Origin of the sequence: Paenibacillus senegalimassiliensis, assembly GCF_001486585.1 — a bacterium.
In the GTDB taxonomy this organism is placed as follows: domain Bacteria; phylum Bacillota; class Bacilli; order Paenibacillales; family Paenibacillaceae; genus Fontibacillus; species Fontibacillus senegalimassiliensis.
In genome coordinates, this window is record NZ_LN909046.1 from 1,548,577 (window position 1) to 1,566,953 (window position 18,377).

Annotated in this window: 17 protein-coding genes; 3 read left to right on the forward strand and 14 right to left on the reverse strand. The window is 50.7% G+C overall.

Annotated elements, in window-relative coordinates; genetic code table 11:
• Position 1: 1 nt before the first annotated feature.
• The 6 genes from BN3279_RS21240 to BN3279_RS21265 all read right to left on the reverse strand — a co-directional run bounded on the left by BN3279_RS21240 (position 2) and on the right by BN3279_RS21265 (position 5,005).
• Positions 2–1,999, reverse strand: a complete 1,998-nt coding sequence (locus tag BN3279_RS21240) for an alpha/beta hydrolase family protein (protein WP_059053745.1) — start codon at positions 1,997–1,999, stop codon at positions 2–4.
• An 84-nt stretch (positions 2,000–2,083) separates the two neighbouring features.
• Positions 2,084–2,482, reverse strand: coding sequence for a zinc ribbon domain-containing protein (locus tag BN3279_RS24420; RefSeq protein ID WP_082673159.1), 399 nt, complete (start codon positions 2,480–2,482; stop codon positions 2,084–2,086).
• 12 nt (positions 2,483–2,494) lie between these two features.
• A complete protein-coding gene (locus tag BN3279_RS21250; RefSeq protein ID WP_059053747.1) occupies positions 2,495–3,208 on the reverse strand; it encodes a YjjG family noncanonical pyrimidine nucleotidase in 714 nt (237 codons plus the stop codon).
• A gap of 173 nt (positions 3,209–3,381) precedes the next feature.
• The gene (locus BN3279_RS21255; protein WP_059053749.1) at positions 3,382–3,939 is read right to left on the reverse strand and encodes a hypothetical protein; all 558 of its coding nucleotides are present in this window, start codon (positions 3,937–3,939) and stop codon (positions 3,382–3,384) included.
• 5 nt (positions 3,940–3,944) lie between these two features.
• Complete coding sequence (locus BN3279_RS21260; protein ID WP_232436901.1) at positions 3,945–4,328, reverse strand: VanZ family protein; 384 nt, start codon at positions 4,326–4,328, stop codon at positions 3,945–3,947.
• Positions 4,329–4,435: 107 nt separating this feature from the next.
• Positions 4,436–5,005, reverse strand: a complete 570-nt coding sequence (locus tag BN3279_RS21265) for a GNAT family N-acetyltransferase (RefSeq protein ID WP_059053753.1) — start codon at positions 5,003–5,005, stop codon at positions 4,436–4,438.
• A gap of 225 nt (positions 5,006–5,230) precedes the next feature.
• Between BN3279_RS21265 and BN3279_RS21270 the strand changes: the two genes are divergently transcribed.
• Positions 5,231–6,475, forward strand: a complete 1,245-nt coding sequence (locus BN3279_RS21270) for an RICIN domain-containing protein (protein WP_059053755.1) — start codon at positions 5,231–5,233, stop codon at positions 6,473–6,475.
• 56 nt (positions 6,476–6,531) lie between these two features.
• Here the strand turns inward: BN3279_RS21270 and BN3279_RS21275 are convergent, their stop codons facing one another.
• The 5 genes from BN3279_RS21275 to BN3279_RS21295 all read right to left on the reverse strand — a co-directional run bounded on the left by BN3279_RS21275 (position 6,532) and on the right by BN3279_RS21295 (position 13,118).
• Complete coding sequence (locus BN3279_RS21275; RefSeq protein ID WP_187377827.1) at positions 6,532–7,023, reverse strand: hypothetical protein; 492 nt, start codon at positions 7,021–7,023, stop codon at positions 6,532–6,534.
• Between the two features lie 80 nt (positions 7,024–7,103).
• Entirely contained in the window at positions 7,104–7,751 is a 648-nt protein-coding gene (locus tag BN3279_RS21280) for a pentapeptide repeat-containing protein (protein ID WP_059053759.1), read from the reverse strand.
• Positions 7,752–7,790: 39 nt separating this feature from the next.
• Positions 7,791–9,980 (reverse strand): DEAD/DEAH box helicase, encoded by a 2,190-nt coding sequence (locus tag BN3279_RS21285; RefSeq protein ID WP_059053762.1) that lies wholly within the window; start codon positions 9,978–9,980, stop codon positions 7,791–7,793.
• Complete coding sequence (locus tag BN3279_RS21290) at positions 9,977–11,329, reverse strand: ATP-binding protein (RefSeq protein WP_059053764.1); 1,353 nt, start codon at positions 11,327–11,329, stop codon at positions 9,977–9,979. Before BN3279_RS21290 ends, BN3279_RS21285 begins: the two co-directional genes overlap by 4 nt.
• Positions 11,330–11,360: 31 nt before the next feature.
• The gene (locus BN3279_RS21295; RefSeq protein ID WP_059053766.1) at positions 11,361–13,118 is read right to left on the reverse strand and encodes a TerB N-terminal domain-containing protein; all 1,758 of its coding nucleotides are present in this window, start codon (positions 13,116–13,118) and stop codon (positions 11,361–11,363) included.
• Positions 13,119–13,369: 251 nt separating this feature from the next.
• Here BN3279_RS21295 and BN3279_RS21300 point away from each other — a divergent pair, with 251 nt between their 5' ends.
• Positions 13,370–14,095 (forward strand): M50 family metallopeptidase, encoded by a 726-nt coding sequence (locus BN3279_RS21300; protein WP_059053767.1) that lies wholly within the window; start codon positions 13,370–13,372, stop codon positions 14,093–14,095.
• A gap of 83 nt (positions 14,096–14,178) precedes the next feature.
• Here the strand turns inward: BN3279_RS21300 and BN3279_RS21305 are convergent, their stop codons facing one another.
• Complete coding sequence (locus tag BN3279_RS21305) at positions 14,179–14,862, reverse strand: hypothetical protein (RefSeq protein WP_059053769.1); 684 nt, start codon at positions 14,860–14,862, stop codon at positions 14,179–14,181.
• Positions 14,863–15,044: 182 nt separating this feature from the next.
• Here BN3279_RS21305 and murI point away from each other — a divergent pair, with 182 nt between their 5' ends.
• On the forward strand, positions 15,045–15,854 hold the full coding sequence (murI, locus tag BN3279_RS21310) for a glutamate racemase (protein ID WP_059053772.1): 810 nt from the start codon (positions 15,045–15,047) through the stop codon (positions 15,852–15,854).
• 73 nt (positions 15,855–15,927) lie between these two features.
• Here murI and BN3279_RS21315 read toward each other — a convergent pair whose 3' ends face one another.
• A complete protein-coding gene (locus BN3279_RS21315) occupies positions 15,928–16,677 on the reverse strand; it encodes a class I SAM-dependent methyltransferase (protein ID WP_059053773.1) in 750 nt (249 codons plus the stop codon).
• Positions 16,677–18,356, reverse strand: coding sequence for a nickel ABC transporter substrate-binding protein (locus BN3279_RS21320; protein ID WP_059053775.1), 1,680 nt, complete (start codon positions 18,354–18,356; stop codon positions 16,677–16,679). The genes BN3279_RS21315 and BN3279_RS21320 overlap by 1 nt, the downstream gene beginning before the upstream one ends.
• Between the last annotated feature and the right edge of the window lie 21 nt (positions 18,357–18,377).

Consider the following 18,377-nt stretch of genomic DNA (forward strand, 5'->3'; position numbering starts at 1 on the left):
ACTATTGCAAGTAACGTCTGAACCAATCCGAGATTTCCTTCAGCCGGCGAATTCGGTGATGCGGCTTGCCGGAGCGGGACAAATCATGATTCTCTCCCTTGAACATACACAAGCGCGATTCTACGCCATGCATTTTAAGCGCCGTGAACATTTGCAGTGCCTCCACCTGCCAGCAGCGCAAATCCTCATCTGAATGCAGGAATAGCGTTGGTGTTGTAACCCGGTCGGCATACTTGAGTGGAGACTGCTCCCACATGCGATCTGCCCCATCCCAAGGACTTGAGGCGGTCTGCTCCGTGGCAAAATAGTACCCGATATCCGTTGTGCAGCACATCGATATCCAGTTAGCAATCGAGCGCTGAGAGACGGCGGCGGCGAAGCGGTCCGTATGCCCGATAATCCAGTTCGTCATAAAGCCCCCATAGCTGCCCCCGGTCACTCCCACTCTACGCGAATCAATCGCGGGATAAGCCCCCAGCACCTGGTCGGTAAATTCCATAATATCCTCGTAATCGATCGTGCCATAACGCCCACGGATATCGGCAAAATCATTACCTCGTCCGTCTCCCCCCCGAGGATTACTGAACAGCACGAAATAACCTTCATTGGCCCAAAGCTGCATCTCATGGACGTACAATGTGCCATATACGGTCTTGGGTCCGCCGTGAATATTCAGGATCGCCGGGTATCGGCGCTCCGGGTCGTAATCCTTAGGCAGGAGCACCCAGCCGTCAAGCTCCACTCCATCTGAATTGATCCAGGTCAGCGGCTGCGGCACGGCCACATACTTGTCCTCCAGTGCCGATTCGTTGAAGCTGCTAAGTGGAGTCTCTTCGCCTGAATGCAAGTCCAGTCTGTAAAGCTCTTGAAGTCGCTGCTCTCGCATCCCGACAAATACCACAGTGCCATCTCCATTCATGGCAAAGCAGTCTACCGCACCCTCACGACGGCTAACAAACTCCACACTTCCATCGTACGATATGCGGCACAACCTGGAGCAATACCGGTCCGTTACGATACAATACACACCTTGCTCTGTGACCGCCACACCTTTGCCTGCCCCCAGACGAGAATCCGTCCCTACGCTATTGCCCAGAGAAAGATCAGGGTCTGCAAAGCGAATAATGTCTCCATCCGGCTTCAGTCTTAAAAAGGAAGGGTTCTCGTTAATCGTAAATTTGCGGCATTCCGAAGCGGCGAATATGATATCCTCTCCCAGAAAGTCGGCCGTGCGAAACTGATATGTACCCATTGGAACTCGCTCCTCCAGCCGTCCCTGTTCAATATCATAGGTCCACAGCGAGTCGGTGAGCTCCATTTTATTGAAAAATTCCTGTCCGGTAAACAAGATGCGCTTCTTATCCTCACTAACCTTCAGTAAGACGGTATCGAACCATTCCCCCGTAATTGGCGTCAAATGCTCATCCGCAGCATCAAACAAATAGACGCGATTACGCTTCTTGTTCGATATACCCTCTCCGTTATGCCAGAAGGGGATTTCATCCAGCACCGTGTAATCCTGCTCTTCTTGATAGGAGCGCCGCGCCTTCTCTTTATCCTCTTCGCTGAAACCGGTCACATTGGGACTATTATGATCATATACCGCTTTGACCGCCCACAGCGTTCCCCATAGTGGATGAATCTCGCTGACCTTAAGCGGAATAGAGAAGGCTTTCAAGGCTTCCCCGCCATCAAAACTAAGCGTATAGAAATGGGTCCGTGGTTCCAGCGGATGAGGGGTCTTGTCTTCGTGCTCCCGGTTAGCCTGGATAAACAAAGTGTCATCGTCCAGCCAACGAAAGGCTCCCAAGTCCCCCATCCCTGTGTACTGCTTCACAGTACCGCCGGAGACTTCACTAATCCATAGGTCAGATAAGTAACCCTTCTTCTCTTTATTACTCGTCTTGACGCAGTAGGCCGCATATTTGCCGTTTGGAGAAAGCTCCACGCCCGACAAAAATCGGTATCTGGTAAAATCATCTGCCTGTAGCAGAAACATCCTGACAACTCCTTTTTTTCCGATTTCCCCCATTTTACTACGTCTGGATGCAGAACAAAAGAAGTTGTCGTCAAATGAAGTTCCCTATCGGCCAAATAAAATATCTAGAATCGTGGAAAATTTACCTGTGGTATGCCCCTTCAATACATCGGGGTTGTACATCTCTACGTATCCACAATGAAGGCAGGATGCGAGCAAGTAGTGATGATGCTGGACATCAAGCAGCTTGCTGAGCCCCGCGCCCGTCATGGACACTTCCTGTACTGAGCTGTCCCGGCCGCCGCACTTGACACATTTGAACCGATGTTGCAGTACCACCGGCAAGTCAAAATGATCCATGACCCGAGTGGGTTCGGACACCCCTTGCTCCTCCTCGGGTCCAGGCTTGCCCTCCAAATGCTCCGGCAACACCTCATGCTTGCAATCCGGGCACACCCCACCAATCAGGATGACCCGTTCCCCGCACCATGGACACTGAATCATGTGCACCGCCTCCTACATGAATAATTTACGGCCTGAAGCGACCAAGGCCTTAATCTCAGCCAAACTGCGAATTTCATAGGTTGGCTGAAGCCCAAGCGTATTAGGCTTACCTTGCGGATTGAACCAGCAGGTAGCAATACCATAACTGATACCGCCCTGCATGTCGGAGGTCAAGGAATCCCCAATGATCATTACCCGGCTTTTGTCAGTGATACCCAGCTTGTTAAAGGCGTAGTCGAAGATCCCCGGATGCGGCTTCTGATACCCGGTGTCCTCCGATACGATAATTTGCTCGAACATTCCGTTCAAGGCTGATTTGGCAATACGGCTCGTCTGCACCTTCTTGATTCCATTGGTGATAATGGACAAGCGATATCCAGCTTCCATCAGCGACGAACAAATTTCATAAGCGCCATCAATCAGTTCATGCCCTTCACCCAGCCGGTCCAAATAATATTCGCTGATTAGCTCCACCTCGGAACGTGTCTTCAAGCCAAGCTGTGTAAATAAACGAGCAAAGCGCTCTGTTCTTAGGGAAGCCAGTGTTATCGTCCCCTGTTCGAACTCCCGCCAAAGTTGCTGGTTAATGCTTTGATAGGCTTCCATCACCTCTACCGTGCCAGGCAGCCCCTCGTATTCCAATGTGCCAAGCAGCGCGCTGCTCTCTGCCTTCGGATAATCAAACAATGTATCGTCCGCGTCAAATAAAAGATGCGTATATGTCAAATAAATGCCCCCTGTTCCCATCCTATGCCGTTACAAAGCAAATTTGGCTCTCTTTTTTGCTTCCGCTCCCTCAATCTTAGGCAAAATGCCATATGAAGTAAATGTTTAATCAAAAAAAGGCCTGCCAAAGCGCATATGCGCTAGGCAGACCTGATTTAACAGATCGAGGTCCACTATCTAAGCTTGGCTACCGTCACAGCTACTTTCTCCAGTTGCGAGCGGCTCAACTCTCCGTCCGGCGAGCTTATCGTCACGAACCGGTCCTTCAAGGCAAAGGAAAGCAAAGGTGTCTGATCGGGTGTGTACCACTTGGCCTGAACTCCATTGGACAAGGTTACCGCTTCCCCCTCATAAGCGTAAGCATAATCTCGCGGGGAGATGTTGACCGTCATCCGGTCAAATATGAATTGAACCCCATCATCAGAAGCAACCACTTTTTCGAAGCTGTCCCCTTTTGTCATCTTCCTTGGGGCGTAGGGCGTTTCAAAGGATTCAAACTTGGCAAATGCTTGAGCAATTTCTTTGCGCTCTGCTTTGGTGTAATTAACTCGAGTTAAATCCGCATGGGCATCGTCTGCTCGGGGAGCACACTCCGTCATCTTGGATCGAGGTCCGTCATGCTGCCACTTCTTCCCTTGATTGGTGTGCGCCGCTGCAACCTGCGCAGGAAGTAAAGCGATAGCCAAGATAACTAAGGTAAGCACATACCGTTGCCATTTGTTCGTCTTCATCATGCTCACTCCTTTTGATCTTGTTGTTCATGAAGCCAGGGAAGCTGCCTGAATAGCGCATACCCTAGCCAAAAACCAGCCGTATTCAGAATAAAGTCGTCGACGTCAAAGCTGCCTCTTCTTAGTACAAGTTGCAACAATTCCAGCACCAGTACCCCAAGCAGGAAGAGTGGGAGTGCTAACTGCAGTTTTCCTTTACACAGGATGGGCAAGCCGATCCCAAACGGAACAAATACGCCGATATTCCCGACGATATTGATCAGCCACGCACTTGACAGGAAATCCCGGGACCCGAAAAATTGGAGTATCGTATGAAACGGCAGCACATTGTACATATAAGACTCCTGCGTGGTCCTGCCAAAGCCGAGCAGCATCCAATACGCCAGCAATAAAGCATAGCCCGTTAGGAGAACTGCTGTTATCTTTTTACATAACCCTTCCCTACCGATTTCAAACAACCCCCTCTCATTTTGTTCACACGTCATTAGTTATATACTCAAGGCTTAACGGGGAGCGTGGCACTTAGACGATGAGCGGTCAAATCCTGTGGCAGCATCTCCATGAAGATCTCGTCAAAATAGTGCCCGTTGACATAGTAGCTTTGTGTACGACGGCCAATCTCACGGAAGCCTGCCTTCTCGTAGCTCCGAAGAGCCGGCTTGTTGAACTCGTATAATCGCAGCATAATATTCTGAACGTTTAATAACTGGAAGCCATACTCGCAAAGCAACTGTAGAGCTTCTGTTCCAAAGCCCTGCCCCCGTGATGCTTCTTCTCCTATGAAAATACCGGCCTCGGCTGTGCGATGAACGGGATGGATTGAGAATAAAGAGCAACTCCCCAGTAACTCATGATTCTGAAGGGAAACGATAGCAAAATGGTGCCCTTCCTTCGCCATGTCCTGCAAAATCTCCTGTTCTCGCTGTATTCCGAATACCTCTCTGGACACCCCCAGCTTTACCGATAAAGAAAGATTATTTATCCAGTGGGTATACTTTTCCACATCTTCCGGATTGACCGGGGATAGATATACCCGATCTCCCACCAGCTTCTTGAAATATTTCATAGTTAACCCTCCCTATTCATGCAATTGCCTAAATTTGTGGTTCATTATACACCTTCACAGCCACTCCAAATCTATGTAAATATTTTCAAAATAAAGAAGAATATAATTGTAAATGATATCACAAAATGGTAATCTATATCTGATAGCGCTATCATTTTTTTGTTCATTTGTCAACATCTTCAAATTTGAAATGCAAGACCCACTCTATTTGAAGGAGCGAATGCAATGCCAAGACGTAGTAAACCTCTCTACCTATTTCTGCTGGTCACACTCCTGATCGCCTTTATACCACCTTCTGGCACGGCGAATGCAGCTAACTGGAATTTGGTCTGGTCCGATGAATTTAACGGCTCCTCGTTAAATACATCCAATTGGACCGCCGAAATCGGCACCGGATCATCGGGCTGGGGAAATAATGAGCTTCAGTATTACACCAACCGATCGCAAAACCTCCAGGTGACTGGCGGCAATCTCGTCATTACCGCACAGAAGGAAAACTACGGGGGCATGAATTACACTTCTGCACGTATCAAAACTCAAGGATTAAAAAGCTTCAAATACGGTAAAATCGAAGCACGTATTAAAATTCCAACCGGACAAGGAATCTGGCCTGCCTTCTGGATGTTGGGCGACAATATCAGTTCGGTAGGCTGGCCTTATTGTGGCGAAATCGACATTATGGAGCATGTCAATCATAACCCATCCGTCAACGGAACAGTCCACTGGGATGCAGGAGGCCATGCCGAATTCGGCCGGACCTCAGGCAATCTCGATTTCTCGCAGTTCCACGTATACAGCATAGAATGGGACGCCAACTATATCCGCTGGTTCGTGGATGGCGTTCAGTATAATGAGATTCTTATTGCCAATGGTGTTGGAAGTACCGAAGAATTCCAGAAGTCATTTTTTATCCTGCTGAATTTGGCTGTAGGTGGGAACTGGCCGGGCAGCCCGAACAGTTCTACCGCATTCCCTGCACAAATGCTGGTCGATTATGTGAGAGTGTATCAGGATCAAGCCTCACCAGGACAGGGTATCGAGAGCGGGGCTGTTTATACTTTAACCTCCAAGGTCAGCGGCAAAGTACTTGATGTAGCAAGTAGTTCCACTGCCGATGGCGCCAAATTGCACCAATGGACTTCTAATAACGGTAACAATCAGCGTTTCCGCGTGGATCATATGGGCGACGGCTATTACAAGCTAACCGCCATGCACAGCGGGCTGGTGATTGATGTACCTTATGGCACCTCGGATCGAGGCGTTCAGCTCCAGCAAGTCGTCGATTATGGTACCGATGCACAACGATGGAGAATTGTCGATGCAGGCGGAGGTTACTACAAGCTGGTATCCAAAGCCAGCGGACTGGTGATGGACGTGTCAAATTCATCGACTGCCGACGGTGCTGTCGTGCAGCAATGGACGGACAACGGCACGGATGCTCAAAGATGGCGGCTCACCAAAATCAATTAAGCTGATGCAGCAATAGGGGCGGAACCCTCTTCCGCCCCTATGTTACTATGCTGTTGTCACGCTTGCCCTGGTTCCAGGTTCCGATAGATTTGAAGACTTGACGGAATATGCCCTATACCCAGAATAATGGCACTTACGAGCATAGGAATAGACTCCAGCAGCAGGGAAGAAGCCAAGAAATACAGTACGGGCATAATCGCCATGGGCACCGGAATTCCCCACAGCGGTGCAAATAACCAATAATATCTCCTCCCCTGGCGAAGATACCGCACCCACCCTACCGAATAGAGCAGCATGGCAATGATCATGATGACCAGCGCTAGACTGGCTAAGCTTTGATTCATATGTATACCGTAAAAAAGAGGCACCACCATAACCCCTACCCGTCCTGCACCCTCCGCTACCTTCAGTCCAAGATGCACCTGAACAGCCTGTACGGAAGAGGGCATCCCCTCTGGAGGCCACGCCCAGAATAAAAAATTAGGCAACAAAACTACAGCAGGTATAATCAAACTGATTACATGGAACAAATCTTCACCCGCCTCCACTTTTCTCTCATCTTAGCAAGTCATCCGGACTAAACGATGTGACATTCCTCAAAGTGGAAATCCTGACAAGTTGTCGTGGGTTAATCCTTGATATCTAATCCCAGCAGCTTGGAGAAGCCAATGGCTTGCTCGGGAGATACCGTGCAACCGGCCAATGCCCGTACTGGAATATCTATTCGGTCATAAGTACAAGTGCTGATATCGATGCCTTTCAGCGATGTTTCATTAAAATCGGCCTCGTTCAGTTGGCATTCCTCAAATTCGATGTCCTTCAGCTTGCTGCCGTAGAAGCTAGCATGCTGTAGCGAGCACGTGACAAAGCGTATTTGCTTGAGCGAAGCTTCAGCTAAATCACTCAGATTCATGACGCAGTTCTCAAACGTGACCGAACCCATATTGGCCTTGGATAGATTGATTCCTGTCAACTTACAATCCTTGAAATGAACACGATGAACGATGCCACGGTGTAGTACGGCATTAGACAAGTCGCAATTCTCTAGTACCACATCTGTCAAATCGATATGCTCGAACCGGGTATGGGCAAAGGAACAGCTACGCAGTAGTACCTTGGATAAAATGCATTTATCCATGACCTCTCGTTCGATATGTACACCGCTCAGCAACCGATTCACCAGTTCATGATCTTCATCTTCTAGCAGGTCCTCTCTCCGAGCTTCAGCCAAATCCGCAGGAAGCTGCGGCAGGACAATTTTTGATTTTGCCGCCATCGTTATCTTCTCCTTTGATCGATTCAATCGATATTTCTGTTATAACTTGCTCAGTGCCTCGGACAAGCCAGTTACATCCAATCCATCGGCAGCAAAAGCACGCCGAACTAACTCGGGAGGCACAAATTCATCATATTTGCCAAGATACGGAGCTTCGTCCACATCGAGCAATGCCTCCGGGCCCGGGGCTACTGCAAGCTCAGACCGAATACTGTCAAGCAATTCATCGGCTCCTGCCTTTCCGGCAACCACCATATAATAAGGTTCCATAGGCACCACTTGCCGCAAGCCCATCGACTCCTTCAAGTTATGCTTCAGCAAACGTTCCAGCGTACGGAACTGCTTGCTGCCTGCCCAAGGTAATACAAATAGCGAATCCCCTCCGGCCGGGATCACGGGGCTGCGCAACAGACCACTTTCCCGAGCCAGGCGGCGCGCCCTTTCCAGCCGGTTGGCTGCTCCGGGTGCCAGATACGAATACAAAGTATGCTCCTCCAGCACTTCGCGCATCTTCTGCATGACCCGGGTATGTACATCTCCCCCAGCTCCCAGCCACAGCGTATCCACCTTGCCTCGAGAAGCTTTGACATACACCGCCTTATGCTTGTTATCCACTTCCTCGACCTTCCACAGCTTGCCCGCCAGCGAGAAGCAATACCCCGGCGGGGGCACTGTGGTAATACTGCCGATCTCCTCGGAACCGTTATATACAACATGTTCTTCATCATCCTTGAACACGGCATAGAAGCGAAAATTATTAACTACCTTCTCGCCACCAAGCCCAATCATTAGCGTGCCTTCCTCCGTCTGCTGAATATGGTCCGTCTTCAGTAGATAATGAAGAAGTCCCTTGTATTCTTCGGGGTCGATACCGCGGAATGCAGGCAATGTCAGCACCGCTCGCGCCAGCTCGGCTGGTTCGGCCTCACCGATGCTCTTAAGCATACTCATGGTCTGATGATACAACACCCCTATGGGCTTACGCCGTAAATCTACCGGTTCAACCCAGCGCTCTCGGACATATAGCTCTATGACGGCGATAGCTCGCAGCAGCATCCAGGGCATCCGGGCAGGAAGCTGGGCCTCTTCGTCCTCCTCCTCGGCGCACAGGAACATCATCTCGGATGCCTGATCTCCGCGCCGACCCGAACGGCCCAGCCGCTGCACGAAGCTGGAGCAGCTATAAGGTGCCCCAAGCTGAATGACCCGCTCCAATTCGCCAAGGTCGATGCCAAGCTCCAACGTTACCGTTGCCGCAGCTACCGCCGGACCGGGACCCGAGCGAAGCGCAGCTTCGGCCTCTTCCCGCAGCATGGCTGAGATGCTTCCGTGATGGACATGAAATACATCGCGTTCCTCCCGCTTGGCAGCAATGCGGCGCATCTCCAGCGTGGTCAACTCCGCATCACTACGGCTGTTGGTAAAGACCAACGCTTTCTTCTGGTGTGTATGGTCATAAATATAGTTATAGTAGTTCTGTTTCGCCAGCTCCAAGTGCTCGGCTTCCTGCTCGTTCCTGGCATCAGGGAAGGAGAAATGCTCTACCGATAACTTGAGCTTTCTGCCCCCCGAAGGAGCTACCACCTCCACGGGCTGAGGGGTACCTGCTCCCAACCAATGAGCGGCGGTATCGTAATCGCTAAGGGTAGCGGACAAGCCAATTCGCCGTGGCGTGCAAGAAGCCATCCGCTCCAGTCGGTTCAATTGACTAATCACCTGAATCCCCCGGTCCGCCCCCATGAAGGCATGCACCTCATCAATCATAATGTACCGCAAATCGTGGAATAAGGCGGGGATTGCATTCGGGCGATTCATCAGCAGCCCCTCCAGCGACTCTGGAGTAATCTGCAATACGCCGCAGGGATGCTGCATCAGCTTGGTCTTCTCGGCTTGAGCCACATCGCCATGCCAGTGCCAGACAGGAACTTCTCCTTCCCGCAACAGCTCGCTGATTCGCTCAAATTGGTCGTTAATTAGCGCCTTGAGCGGGCCGATGTAGAGGATGCCTACCGAGCTTGAGGGCCGATTATGCAGTTCTGTAAGCGCCGGGAAGAACGCCGCCTCCGTTTTGCCCGAGGCGGTACCTGAGGCGATCAGCAAATGATGGGATGTATCAAACAGCACCCGCGCCGCTTCCAGTTGAGCCTCGCGCAGCGTATCCCATTGCTTGCGGTAGATATATTCCTGAATGAATGGCGCCAGACGGGAAAATAAGTCAGCGCCGCTCATAACTCAAACTCCGCCAGGAAATCATCCATTTCATCTGTGGAGGCATCCTTTTGCTGATTCTTACGACCGCCGGACGCTTCATACTCTTGCTCCCGCTCGCCCATCAATTGCTCATAATCAAGCTCGGGATGCTGATGCAGTACATGCAGCACATCCATGAAATCCCGCACCACTTCACGGGTCGTCAGCAATTCTTCAGCACCCAGCCGGTTCACCGCCGCTTGCATGAATACAACAAGCTGCTCGTCCACAAGCTTTGGCTCATAGCCCATGTGCATGGCATGAATATCACGCAGCTTCTGCAAGAGCAGCATAATCTCTTCGTGAGACAGCATGTCCAGCTTCAATATCGGCGAAGCATAGGAGCGCAGACTACCACTGCTGCTGTATCGCCCTTCCATCAATCGGGACCGTAACGCATCGTAACTAAACAGGCCCCGGCGCTGATCCTCAACAAATTGCGGAGTTCCGCCAAGATAAATGCCGAGATATTGGGCTTTGCCCTGCATCGTATCGTTAAACATCGTCAGCAATTTCTCATAATTGCTCTGCCGCGAGACACTATTCGTAATTTTATATAGATTAACGCCCTCATCAATAAAGAGCAGCAGTCCCTTGTAGCCGATTCGCACGGCAAATTCGCCCCAAAGCTTCATGTAATCATACCAGTTGTCGTCATCAATAATGACGCCGACTCCAAGCTCCCGGCGCGCCTCCGTCTTCGTTGGGAATTCGCCACGCAACCAGCGCAGTGCCGCCGCCTTGAGGTCGTCGTCTCCCAGCTTATAGCCGGACCAATACGCAGCCAGCACCTTGGCGAAGTCAAACCCATGCACCAAATTTTGCAGCTCATTAGCCACCGCATAGATACGTAGCTCTACCGCAGCATGAAGCTGAGGGTCGCCTGGCACCAGACCAGAGAGTTGCATCTGCTCTTGCTGCAACCCCGCAATCCAGCGCTGGAGCATCATCTCCAGCGCTCCGCCATCAGGTCTTGTCCGCGTGGACAAGTGCATCATTAATTCCCGGTAAGTTGCCAGCCCCTGTCCCTTGGTTCCGACCAGCCTGCGTTCTGGCGATAAATCCGCATCAGCCACCACAAACTCACGATCCATTGCATAATTGCGGATCATCTGGAGCAAGAAGCTCTTACCACTTCCGTAGCGGCCCGTAATGAGACGGAACGCAGCCCCGCCTTCCGCAATATTATCCATATCCTGCAGGATGGATGCTACTTCTAATTTACGCCCTACGGCGATATGCTCCAGTCCGATGCGGGGAACCACACCCGCTGTCAAAGAATGAACCAGCGCCGTAGTCAGCCGCTTGGGGATCTGCATCGATTTCATTCGTTAATCACCTCATTTTTGAGATCCGTCTTTATACCAACTCTGGCCCGGCTTCCAGCATCTGCCGCAGTTCAGCACGATATTCTGCAACAATTTCGTCTCCGTCAACCAGCAAGTCGCCCAGCCATTCCATGGCCAAGTTATTGATTTCATCCACCAACAATTCCGGCATGGAGCCTGCTTGCTCGGCAATGGCCTGCCGCTCGGCAGAGCCCTCCCCGTTCAGCAAGCTTAAGAGCATCCCACGCTGGCTTACCGATAGGCTTACAAACAGTTCATGCCATGCAGAAGAAAGTGCAGGCAACTCAGTAGCCCGTGACTTCTCCTCCGCGGGGCATCCTGCCCCGGCAAGCTGCGACGGGTCGATTTGTTCGGCAAGTCCAGCCGTCTCTTCCCACGCGGGTAGTGCCTGAAATTCAGGCCATCCCGATTCCGCCGCGACGGCCGTCTCCTCCTCCGCTTGCCAGCCGTGTTCAAAGTCAAGCTCTGCCTGAACCGGACGTGTTGAAGGGATCTGATCACCGCCAACGCTGTCTTTCCTGAAAATATCCTTTTGGCCCTTTTCCGACACCAACGCTTCCTCGGACAGCAGCATATCCCGCACCTCATCCGATTCTTGCTTCAGCTTACGCAGCTTGGCTACGTTAATCTTGACCTTGGGCATCCGTGCCTTGGCTACTTCTGCCTCGCGCTGAGCATATTCATTGCGCAGATAGCGGCTTATAAGTTGCTCTATATCCGGCTCGACCGTAACGCCCTTCAGTCGGCCCTTGAACCCGTCAAGCTCCCGCAGCTTATTCTCCGTAAGCCGCACTAACTGGGTCAAGTAGGCGCGCAGGGGAGGATGTTCGCTATAGGGAAGAACTGTTATCTCCCGGGTCCGCCCATATTGCCCATGATCATAAACTGCACTACGAAACAGATAGCGGGAGATTTTCTTCTCCCGGGGTACAAATAGCTCCAGCAACCGGCTTCCCTTCGCCTTCCTTAAATATCCGTCGACCAGAGTAACGATCTTGGGCGCATAATGCCGCAAATTCTTACGTCCCTGCTCTATGTAATAACGGCTCTTCTCAGCTTCGTAATCAATGAGCATCCGGAGCAAGTCCCAACTTAACTCCAGTATGTGAGCCGAGAACTTTCGCTGCCACTCCAGTTCCTTCAGTTCCATGGACAAGCTACGAGGTAGCTTGGTTAGCGGTGGGTTAACAGGGGCCTCTCCCAGATGAAATATCAGTGCAAAATCATACAGCCACTCGCGCACATAAATGTCCAGCTTGGGATAACGCTCCCGGTAAGCCTGCCAGACCCGCTCGATTTGCGCGTATCCCTCGGACGGCTCCACCCAGCCGATTCCGTGAATCAGCTCATATAGATATACAAATAAATATGACAGGTCCGTATCCGGGTAATGCCCCGAACGCACCTCTGTCCGCCAGAACAGATACCATTTCAGTTGTCTGGGCTGCATTTCATCATAGGTTGGCCAATAGGTCTGAAAGGGAACGAATTGTGCCGTATCCCCCTGGCTCACCTCCAATTCCTTCCCCTTGCGGACAAATAACTGTTCGCGGGAGATATAACGGAAATCCTGCTGCCAGTCCACTTCACGGCTCCAAGACTCTGGAGCGACCACCCGAGTTGCGCCCTCCCCCACCGATTGTTGACGGTCCGGCGGCTCGACCTGTATCTCGAGTTCGGCGAATGCAGGCTGTCCCATCCGCTCTGCTCGTCGCCCTTCCCAGGCTGGCATGTCGGAGAAGAACGGCTTGTCCTTATTGTCCTTCATCGTATAAAGACCTCCATCCCGACACTATTTAAAGGTAGTTCAAAAAGTCATCTTTTGATTACGGAGTAATTCAGCCGGGCCTAGCATAAGCTTTGGTACTAAAAATCTGTCTTTTTGAACACGAACCTATTTAGAACACTATTATATCACCGAACAAGAACAAACCGAAAGTTTGTTCGCCTTTTGAATACTATTTTGCCCTCCTTTATAATGAAAAGCAACTGGAATTCAAGCAAGGGAGGAAACTTTTTATGAACCGATGGCTGAAAGCCATTCTTTTTCTACTCGGGGCGGCCATTCTGACCAGGCTGATTCCATTCTCTGATTGGTTCCGCATGCTGGATACGCTGATCCACGAATTGGGTCATGCGGCCATGACCTTGCTGATGTCCGGTCAGGTTCTTCGTATCGAGTTGAACCCCGATCATAGCGGGGTCACTTATTCCGTGCTAACGACGGGATGGAGCCAACTGGCGGTATCACTCGCCGGATATATCTCAGCTTCCCTGTTTGCAGTAGCTCTCTTCTATGGTTATGCCCGCAAGCAACAAGCGGCGGGACTGATTACAGTCAGTGCATTAGCATTAATCACTGCCTTGCTATTCGTACGTGGGGGATACGGGCTGGGGTGGTTGATCCTGTTTATCGTCATCAATGTAGTGTTTATATTGTTCGGAGGGAAGATTCGCAATTTCTACTATTTGTTACTGTCGTTCCTCTGCCTGGAGGAATCGGTGATGGGCCCCATTACCGTGTTGCTTCGTTCGCTCACTTCACCCGGAGATGCCGGAGATGCGACGAATCTAGCCCGTTTGACGGGAGTGCCCGCCTTGGTCTGGGCCTTGGTATTCCTCGGAATCTCCTTACTGTGCGCCAGGCTGGCATTGCAGTTCTATTGGTCGGACCGGGAGCGCAGCAAGCAATCCCGCAAAATGAAAGAATACGGACAGCCGGGCCCTTATGGCAATACCCGTTAGCAGCGTGGTGAACAATGGAGAGTCTACAGTCGATATAGGCTCTCCGACTACCTGATCACTCCACTTTTCGCTGTCTTCTTTCCTCACGTCTCTCCATTTGTACTAATAACACAGCGAAGCACATAAACCTCTTGATGATCCTGAATCATCTTTTCGACATCTACATTACTGTCCACCGAACTCCTATCCTTGTTCCTTGCAAGCACCCCAAGTGTTCCGGTATCACCAAGATTCAAGGATAGATGCATCACCGGCTGAGTCAGCGTACTATCAAAGTCGGAGCCTTGAATAACTGATCTTCCGGTGCTAACACCTCCCTGTTGTCTGACGGCAAGAGCCCAATTTTCCTGTTTGCCCTCCCATGAAGGATACGTAGTCCAATAAATTTTAGGGAGTAGTTCATCTGAACTTTCCAAATTAAATGTAAGAGTAGTCCCCATTCCCATCACAGATTCCTGCTTTTCTCCATTCACGTAGTGGTCCACCCATAGCTTGATATGACCAACCTTCTCTTCACCAGGATCAAGGAGGAATATCATCTTGGCTTCGGCTCCAGTAGCACTAACAATAGAGTATTCCTCATCACTCGTGTCTAAGAGATCGATAGATATAGATCCAACCCGCTCTTCGGGCAAATCCTCTGAATAGGTAACTGTTGATTGCTGGCAGCCTGCCAGCAATACGAGTACACAAATGTAACTCAATGCAAGTAGAATCCGAGTTGTTCCTGCTTTGACTACTCTCTTGTCCGTCTCCTTTGACTTCATATTCCCGCTCCTTTTCTTCCTAGTGACTGTTTCTCTGCTTCCAGTATATAATAAATAAGTTTATTGATCCGTAATTTTGCGGTAAGATGATAGGCGGCGCGAGGGGATGCTTGAGGAGGCACTTTTCAGCTTCGTTGCAACTTTACCCGCGAAAAACCAAAATAATAAAGGTGATACAACCCATGAGCATTGCATTTTTTGATTCAGGCATCGGCGGTCTGACCGTTTTGCAGGAAGCCATGCGCAGGCTGCCGGGCGAGAATTTTTTATATTTTGCCGATACACTTCATGTTCCCTATGGAACCAAAACCCTGAACGAGGTTAAACGCTATGTACAGCAATCTGCGGAACTGATTATGAAGGAGCAGGTTGATGCGCTGGTCGTGGCCTGTAATACGGGAACAAGCGCGGCCATCGAAGAGTTGCGGAACACCTATAGCCATATTCCGGTGATCGGTATGGAGCCTGCGGTCAAACCAGCGGTACGCCGAAGTCATGAGGCCGGTCGACGTGTGCTGGTATTCGCCACCTCACTCACGCTTAGCCTCACCAAATATCATGACCTGGTAGATCGGGTAGACGATCATAAAGTGGTAGATTCCATGCCCCTTCCCGAGCTGGTGCAGTATTGCGAGCAGCTTATGTTCGATCCCCAGGAGATCGAAGCCTATTTTCGAGGTAAGCTGGCAGGAATAAATTTGGATTCATACGGTACCATTGTGTTGGGATGCACTCATTTCCCTTACTATAAAAATATACTGCATCACCTGCTACCACCCCATATTGAATTAATCGACGGCACCGGGGGGACGGTAGATCGGCTATGCGACATGCTGGATCTTCCAAAGGTACCGCGGGCAGCGGAGTCATCGGTCAATACATCGTCACAGACATCTGTCCCGCCAATTACCTTCATGTGCTCGGACGGTAACCCGGCGTATCTGGATAAAATGGCTCAGGCACTGAAATACCTCCAGTCTCTCCATGCATGAACGCAAAGCAAAATAAACTTCAGCCCCAAACGGGCTGAAGGTTATTTGTGTGTACCTTTATTTCTGCATGCTTTTATTTCTTCGCAATGATCATAAAGCGGTTGATGTTCTGGTGCCCATACTTCAGATAATGAAGCGGCAAGGCAGCGGCAGGGATGTAGTTCCGGCGCACATTAAGAGTTTCAAAACCCGCAGCCTTCAAAGTCTCCTGATCCGCCTCCGGACGCAGGACCCGAACAAAGGGTAAACCGCTCAGTAAACTACGATCCTCCTGACTCCGCTGCCGAACGCGCCCTTCCGTCACTAAAATCAAGAACAAGGAGAGTGCATACCACAAGCGGCGCATCAAGCTGCGGCTCTCCTTGTACATGTAATTGCCGTCAAAAACAATCAACACGCCTCCCGGCTTCAATATCCGATACCATTCAGCGTAAGCCTTCTGCGGCTCTGGCAATGTCCAGACGACATCACGACAGACGACGGCATCATAACTGTTGTCCGCCTCCGCTTGCAAATTCGCAGCATCGCCCACATAAGCGGGAACCTCATAACCAAAGTGGCGAAAATTTCCCGTGGCCCGCTCAATCATCCCAGAAGAGGCATCCACTGCCGTCGGCTTATGCCCCATCTGGGACAGCAGAATGGAGAAAAATCCGGGTCCCGTGCCGACATCCAGCACCTTCTGGTCAGGCCGCTCCCCGATCCCCTCTACAAGCAGGGATTTCCACAACGCCACCGTTCTTTTACTCCGAAATTGAGTTTGGATTACTTTATCATAACTGCCTGAGCTGGAGTTCCAATACTTAGATATTTCCTTCAGCATTATTGTTCACCCACATTCAGTTGATTCCAGAAAATCGGTGTAAACGTAGTGTATCCGGCCTTATACCCCGTAACCCGCTGACTTCTAACCAGGATATCATCCGGAAAATAAATGGCTGCAAACATGGCCTGCTCATACATCTGAGCAAATATAGAATCATAGGCAGCTTGACGCTCCTCCAACTCGGTGGTGCCTACGGCCTGGTCAATCAATGCCTCCAGCTTGGCATCGGACCATACGACAGCCGGAGCTTCACCTGTTGCATGAAATAAGGATAACAGGAAGGAATGCGGATTATAAGCATCGTCATACGTACGGTACAGAATCAGATCATACGCCCTTGTTTTCCATAGAGCATCGTAATAAGCGTTAGGCTCCAGCACCTGCAGGTTAACCCGGATACCGATCTCCTGCAACTCCGATTGAATCAGTTCGGCAATAGGCTTCCATTCCGGGAATTCTGCCTGCTGCAACACCAGGTTCAGCTCCAGCGGCTCCCCGGACTTCAGAACCACACCCTCACCGTTAGCCTCGCCATAACCCGCTTCTGCCAGCAACCGCTTGGCTTCCTCCGGTTCAAATCCATACCAGGTCTGATTGGATTCGGTAACATACGGCACCGTCGTAGGGAACAAGCCGGTAGCTTCGCTGCCGATCCCATTCATCAGATCGCCTACAATACTTGCTTTATTAATCGCCAGATTGATGGCTTTGCGGACATTCAGCTCCTGCAAGGCAGGCGTGTCATAGTTGAAAATCATAAAATGGGAGTTCGTACCCGGGGTCCGCTCCAGACTCAGGGAAGCATCGCCTTCAATGACCGGGATGCTCTCTACCGGAATTTTGCCTAGTTGGCCTCCGGCAATGTCAATGTCCCCGCTTTGTAAGGCCATGACGCGGGACTGCGGATCAGGGATAACCTTGAGCACAATTTTGCTAAGCTGCGGCTTCTCACCCCAATAATAAGGATTGGCTACGAGCACGGCTTCCTGTTCCGTCTTATAGCTCTCGGCCATCCAGGCCCCGGTTCCGATCGGAGAGACAAATTGACCGTTCACATCGCCAGCGGGCTCCACGGCCGATGGGCTAATAATTCGTACCGGACGGGCAAAGGACAACTCCGTCAAGAAGGGATAATAGGATTTGCTAAAGGTCATGGTTATCGTATGCTCGTCCACCACTTCCAGCGATTCCAGAGCGGTGGCCACATTTAAAGTATTGGCCGGGTCCTTGATCCAGCGTTCAAAGGAAAATTTGACGGCCTCCGCATCAAGTGGCGTGCCATCCGAGAATTTGACGCCTTGACGCAAATGGAAGGTATATACCTTGCCATCCTCGGAAATATCCCAGGACTCTGCCAGCGCAGGCTTGATCTCTCCCTTCTCCCCATACTCTACCAATCCGTCATAGATCATGGCATGTACGGTCATCGAGCCTTTATAAGCACCGGCATCCAATTGATCGAGACCCGCATCGGCAGAGATGGCTACTGTAAGCACCTGGTCTTTCGCTGCTTCGCCCGAAGGGGCGGATTGTTGCTGATCATTACCGGTATTCCCTTGATTTATGCTATTGGAGGATTGTCCCTTATTGCTGCAGCCTGCCACCAGCATTACAGCCAGTAAAATCAGGATCAGACTGGTAATCAAACGACGCTGTCTAATAAAAGGTTTATTCATGAATAGTAACTCTCCTTCTGT

Coding starts and splice junctions, on each gene's coding strand:
- BN3279_RS21240 (WP_059053745.1), bottom strand. CDS start 1,999: ATGTTTCTGCTACAGGCAGATGATTTTACCAGATACCGATTTTTGTCG.
- BN3279_RS24420 (WP_082673159.1), bottom strand. CDS start 2,482: ATGATTCAGTGTCCATGGTGCGGGGAACGGGTCATCCTGATTGGTGGG.
- BN3279_RS21255 (WP_059053749.1), bottom strand. CDS start 3,939: ATGAAGACGAACAAATGGCAACGGTATGTGCTTACCTTAGTTATCTTG.
- BN3279_RS21265 (WP_059053753.1), bottom strand. CDS start 5,005: ATGAAATATTTCAAGAAGCTGGTGGGAGATCGGGTATATCTATCCCCG.
- BN3279_RS21270 (WP_059053755.1), top strand. CDS start 5,231: ATGCCAAGACGTAGTAAACCTCTCTACCTATTTCTGCTGGTCACACTC.
- BN3279_RS21280 (WP_059053759.1), bottom strand. CDS start 7,751: ATGGCGGCAAAATCAAAAATTGTCCTGCCGCAGCTTCCTGCGGATTTG.
- BN3279_RS21285 (WP_059053762.1), bottom strand. CDS start 9,980: ATGAGCGGCGCTGACTTATTTTCCCGTCTGGCGCCATTCATTCAGGAA.
- BN3279_RS21290 (WP_059053764.1), bottom strand. CDS start 11,329: ATGAAATCGATGCAGATCCCCAAGCGGCTGACTACGGCGCTGGTTCAT.
- BN3279_RS21295 (WP_059053766.1), bottom strand. CDS start 13,118: ATGAAGGACAATAAGGACAAGCCGTTCTTCTCCGACATGCCAGCCTGG.
- BN3279_RS21300 (WP_059053767.1), top strand. CDS start 13,370: ATGAACCGATGGCTGAAAGCCATTCTTTTTCTACTCGGGGCGGCCATT.
- BN3279_RS21305 (WP_059053769.1), bottom strand. CDS start 14,862: ATGAAGTCAAAGGAGACGGACAAGAGAGTAGTCAAAGCAGGAACAACT.
- murI (WP_059053772.1), top strand. CDS start 15,045: ATGAGCATTGCATTTTTTGATTCAGGCATCGGCGGTCTGACCGTTTTG.
- BN3279_RS21315 (WP_059053773.1), bottom strand. CDS start 16,677: ATGCTGAAGGAAATATCTAAGTATTGGAACTCCAGCTCAGGCAGTTAT.
- BN3279_RS21320 (WP_059053775.1), bottom strand. CDS start 18,356: ATGAATAAACCTTTTATTAGACAGCGTCGTTTGATTACCAGTCTGATC.